The 4,510-nt window shown below is 71.2% G+C and carries 5 protein-coding genes; all 5 read right to left on the reverse strand.

Annotated features, from left to right (window positions below; genetic code table 11):
* Positions 1-287 (reverse strand): hypothetical protein (locus VFM98_RS07515; RefSeq protein ID WP_414708997.1); only part of this gene is annotated, 287 nt, incomplete at its 3' end.
* A 17-nt stretch (positions 288-304) separates the two neighbouring features.
* Positions 305-658 (reverse strand): hypothetical protein, encoded by a 354-nt coding sequence (locus tag VFM98_RS07520; protein ID WP_325109291.1) that lies wholly within the window; start codon positions 656-658, stop codon positions 305-307.
* Between the two features lie 127 nt (positions 659-785).
* On the reverse strand, positions 786-1,391 hold the full coding sequence (locus VFM98_RS07525; protein WP_325109292.1) for a response regulator transcription factor: 606 nt from the start codon (positions 1,389-1,391) through the stop codon (positions 786-788).
* A complete protein-coding gene (locus tag VFM98_RS07530) occupies positions 1,384-3,012 on the reverse strand; it encodes an ATP-binding protein (protein WP_325109293.1) in 1,629 nt (542 codons plus the stop codon). Before VFM98_RS07530 ends, VFM98_RS07525 begins: the two co-directional genes overlap by 8 nt.
* A 34-nt stretch (positions 3,013-3,046) precedes the next feature.
* A partial coding sequence (locus tag VFM98_RS07535) for a trehalose-6-phosphate synthase (RefSeq protein WP_325109294.1) occupies positions 3,047-4,510 on the reverse strand: 1,464 nt, incomplete at its 5' end.

A 4,510-nucleotide genomic window follows, 5' to 3' on the forward strand; every position in this document is an offset into this window, starting at 1 on the left:
GAGACCAGGCGGCCGAACGCCATCGCGAGCGCGAAGTGGATGATCAGCGCCATGCCGAACACCGTGAAGTTGAACTCCGACGGCGGCGGCGCCGCGTCGGGGCCCATCAGGATCGCGGCGATGCGCTGCAGGGGCTCCGCGGCCCCGCCGGCGCGCGTGGCCGCCGTGAGGCTGATCTGCGCCACGAGATAGGCCGCCCCGGCGACCACGCCGCCGATGACGCCGGCCACCGGCTCGGAAATGGTGCTGGCCGTGGCAGCGGCGGCGCGGGTTTCGGAGGTCTGCATCGGAAGTCTCCCGGTTGTCAGGACAGGTCGTCGCACAGGGCCCGGCGCGAGTGGATCAGGTCCGTGATGCCGACCAGGTTGTGCGCGTAGGTGGCGGCCAGTGCGTCGATCACGCCGGCCAGTTCGCCCGTGCGGGGCGCGAACGCGTAGCTGCCGTCCTCGCGCCGTCGGGCCAGGCCGGACTGCTCCATCGCGAGCAGCAGTTCGTGCGCTTCGTTCTCGCCGACGTAGAGGCGGCTCGCGACGTTGAAGGAATCCCAGCTGCGCGCCGGCTCGGAGCGCAGCAGCAGCAGCGCCTCCAGCAGCGGCACGGAGGGAACGCAGTCGCCGATGAAGCGGCTGACATCGTCGGGGACCTGGGTCTGCGTCATCTGCCTGTCTTCGAAAAAAAAACGCGCCCGGGAAAGGGCGCGAACAGTTCGCTCGAAGACGGATTGTTGCAGCGATGGCCGTCGATTCGCGCCGGGCCCCGTAAGGGCGATCCCTAGCGCAGGCGCTTCAGGCGCTGCCGGCCTGCGCGATGCGAATGAGCTCCGCGAGATTGCGCGCGCCCAGCTTGCTCATCACGCGCGACTTGTGCACTTCCACCGTGCGCGGGCTGATGCCCAGGCGCTCGCCGACCGTGCGGTTGTCGAGGCCTTCCACCACCAGCGCCATCACCTCGCGCTCGCGCGCCGACAGCGCGGTGGCCACCGGCCGGGTGCCGATCGATGCCGGGTCCTCGGGCAGGCCCTGCAGCGCGCGGTCGATCGACTGCAGCAGCTGGTCGTGGTTGAAGGGCTTCTCGATGAAGTCGATGGCGTTGAACTTGAAGGCCTGGCGCGCCGCCGTGACGTCGCCGTGCGCCGTGACGATGATCACCGGCAGGCGGGCGGGATGGCGGGCCAGCGCCTCCTGCATCTCCAGCCCCGACATGCCCGGCATGCGCAGGTCGGCGACCACCACGCCGCGCCAGTGCGGCTCCAGCGCGCGCAGGAAATCCTCCGCGTTGGCGAAGATGGCGGTGGGATAGCCGCGCAGGCTCAAAAGCAGCGCCAGCGCGTCGCGCACCGAGGCGTCGTCGTCGACGATGAAGACCGTCTTGCGGTGCACCGCGTTATTCATGCTGCGGCCCCGTGCCCGCGGGCAGGCTGAAGTGGAACTTGCCGCCCGGGCCGGCCTCGGCCCACAGCCGGCCGCCGTGCGCCTCGACGATCGAGCGGCTGATGGCCAGCCCGATGCCCATGCCGCCCGGCTTCTCGGAGCGCCGGCTCTCGAACACGCGGTCCACTTCCTCGCTGGTGAGGCCGGCGGCGCTGTCGGTCACGCTGACCACGACCTCGTTGCCTTCACGGGTGGCGTGCACCGCCACCGAGCGCCCGGCGGCCGCGGCGGCCCGCGCTTCCGAGGCGGCATCGATCGCGTTGGCCAGCAGGTTGCGCAGGACCACGCCGATCTGCACCGGGTCCAGCCACACCGGCGCGAGCTGCGGGTCGCAGGACCATTCCAGCCGCACGCCCAGGCCTTCGGCCCGGCTCGCCTGCGAGCGTTCGGCCTCGGCGAGCAGGGTGGCCAGGTCGGTCGGCTGCAGCTCGGTGGAGCGCTCGCGGAAGAACTTGCGCAGCCGGTTCACCACCTCGCCGGCACGGGTGGCCTCGTCGGCCAGCTTGTCGGTCACCTCCAGCAGCGGATCGACCGCTTCGCGCGGCGCGTGGTCCAGGCGCCGCGCGATCAGCTGCGAGGCCCGCGCATAGGTGCTCATGGCGGTGAGCGGCTGATTGAGCTCGTGCGCCAGTGCCGCGGCCATGTCGCCGGCGGCGGCCAGCCGCAGCGAGGCGCGCAGGGCCTGCTGCGCCTGCTCGCGTTCGTCGACGGTCGCGCCCAGCAGCACGCCAGTGGAGGTGAGCGCCGCCATCAGCACCTGCAGCTCGAACACGGTCAGCGGCTGGTACTGCGCGGTCTGCACGGCCAGCATCAGCAGCATCTGCACCAGGGCAGCGGACCAGACGGCGCCGATGGCGCCGAAGCGTGCCGCCGCCCACACCACCGGCACGAACAGGACGTAGAAGAACTTGAACTGCTCCTCGGTCGGCTGCGCGAACACCGCGACCATGGCCACCAGCGTGACCAGGCCGATCAGCCACGCCTCGCGCGAGCGCAGCAGGGTGCGGCTGGCGGCCGTGCGCTCGCCGCTGGCGAGCACCCACAACACGGGGAGCGTGACGATCAGCCCCACGCTGTCGCCGATGGAGGAGCGGTGGATCACCGCCGGCACCCGCGCCAGCTCCACCACGCCCATGGCCCAGAGCGCGCCGGCGCGCAGCACGGCGCCGAACAGCGCGCCGCACACCACGATCACCAGGAAGAGGGCCACGTCGCGCCGCGTCACGATGGGCAGGGTGGGCCCCATCCAGCGCCGCAGCGCCGCGGCGGTGGCGGCATAGCCGGCCGTGACGGCGCCGGAGGCCAGCACCAGCGCCGGCCAGGGGATGGGCTCGGTGCCGACCAGCGCTTCGCCCGAGACCACCGCCACCCACACCAGCCACCAGCTGCGCGGCTGCCACAGCAACAGCCCGACGGCGAGCGCCGCCTGGGGGTTCCAGGGCGTGATATTCAGGCCGCGGGCCGGATAGATGAAGCTGATCCACGCCAGGCCGAGGTACGCGGCGAGGTAGAGCGTCATCCTCGCCACGCCCACGCCTGTGGTGTCGCGGAAGCCCGCGAGCCGGGCCGAGAGGCTGGACATGCCCGCATTGTGAAGCCTCCGCGGGCCGCGGCGCTCAAGAGCGGGTCTTGCGCGTCAGCGGCACGATCGTCCCCGAGTGGCGCTGCAGCCGGGTCGAGACCCGCTGCCGCAGGCGCAGCCGTGCGGCGTCCGACAGGATGCGCCCGGCCCAGCGGTAGACGTTGAATTCGCGCACGATGCCGCGCAGGCTGGCCATGCGCTCGCGCTGCTCGGCGGCGGGCATGTTCAGCGCCTGGAACAGAGCGTCCGCCGTTTCCTCGACGTGATACGGGTTCACGATCAGGGCCTCGGTCAGCTCGCGGGCGGCGCCGGCGAAGCGGCTGAGGACCAGCACGCCGCGCTCGTCGTCGCGCGCGGCGATGAACTCCTTCGAGACCAGGTTCATGCCGTCGTGCAGGCTGGTCACCAGGCACACGTCCGAGGCGCGGTACAGCTTGATCACCTCCTCGTGGTCGTGGTGCTGCGCCAGCAGGCGCACCACCGGCGCGCCGGGGCGCCCGAAGCGGCGGTTGATGCGCTCCACCTGGGTCGTGATGCGCTCCTGGAACAGGCGGTACTCCTCCAGCACGCTGCGCGAGGGCGCCGCCACCTGCACGAAGGTGAAGCGCGACTGCCATTCGGGGTACTTCTCCAGCATGCGCTCCACGGCGTAGAGGCGCTCGAGGATGCCCTTGGTGTAGTCGAAGCGGTCCACGCCGACGGCGAGCCGGTGGCTGGGCGGGATGCCCAGGCGCTCGAACACCTCGCTGCGGCAGCGGCCCACGCTCGGCCAGGTGGCCGTCTCCTCCGGCAGCGGCCACTCGATCGAGATCGGGTAGGCCTCGACGAAGGTCGGATCGCCGCGGTACGTGATGGTGGAGTGCTCGTGCTCGATCCGCGCTTCCATGTAGCGGTCCACCGTCTCGAGGAAGTTCTTGCAGTGGAACTGGGTGTGGAAGCCCATGATCGTGCTGCCCAGCAGGCCTTGCAGGATCTCGGTGCGCCACGGGCAGATGCCGAACGACTCGGGATTGGGCCAGGGGATGTGCCAGAAGGTCAGGATGGTGGCGCGCGGCAGCCGCTCGCGCACCATGGCCGGTACCAGCGCGAAGTGGTAGTCCTGCACCAGCACCACCGGGTCCTCGCTGCGGGCTTCGGCCACCACGGCGTCGGCGAACAGGCGGTTCACTTCGCGGTAGTGCTGCCAGTCGGACTCGCGGAATACCGGCCGCACGTGGGCCACGTGGCACAGCGGCCAGAGGCCTTCGTTGGCGAAGCCGTAGTAGTAGCCTTCCTCCTGTTCGGGCGTGAGCCAGAGGCGGCGCAGGTGGTACTCGTCCTCGCCCGGGGGCAGCGAGACGCGGTCGTGGCGGTCCACCGCCTGGCGGTCGCCGCTGCCGCTGCCGTGCGCGATCCAGGTGCCGGAGCAGGCGCGCATGATGGGTTCGATGGCCGTGACCATGCCGCTGGCCGGTACCTGCACCTGGATGTTGCCGCCGCGGTCGCGCCGGTGGATGTA

The organism is Ramlibacter sp., assembly GCF_035706265.1.
Classification (GTDB): Bacteria; Pseudomonadota; Gammaproteobacteria; order Burkholderiales; family Burkholderiaceae_C; genus Ramlibacter.

Coding starts and splice junctions, on each gene's coding strand:
- VFM98_RS07520 (WP_325109291.1), bottom strand. CDS start 658: ATGACGCAGACCCAGGTCCCCGACGATGTCAGCCGCTTCATCGGCGAC.
- VFM98_RS07525 (WP_325109292.1), bottom strand. CDS start 1,391: ATGAATAACGCGGTGCACCGCAAGACGGTCTTCATCGTCGACGACGAC.
- VFM98_RS07530 (WP_325109293.1), bottom strand. CDS start 3,012: ATGTCCAGCCTCTCGGCCCGGCTCGCGGGCTTCCGCGACACCACAGGC.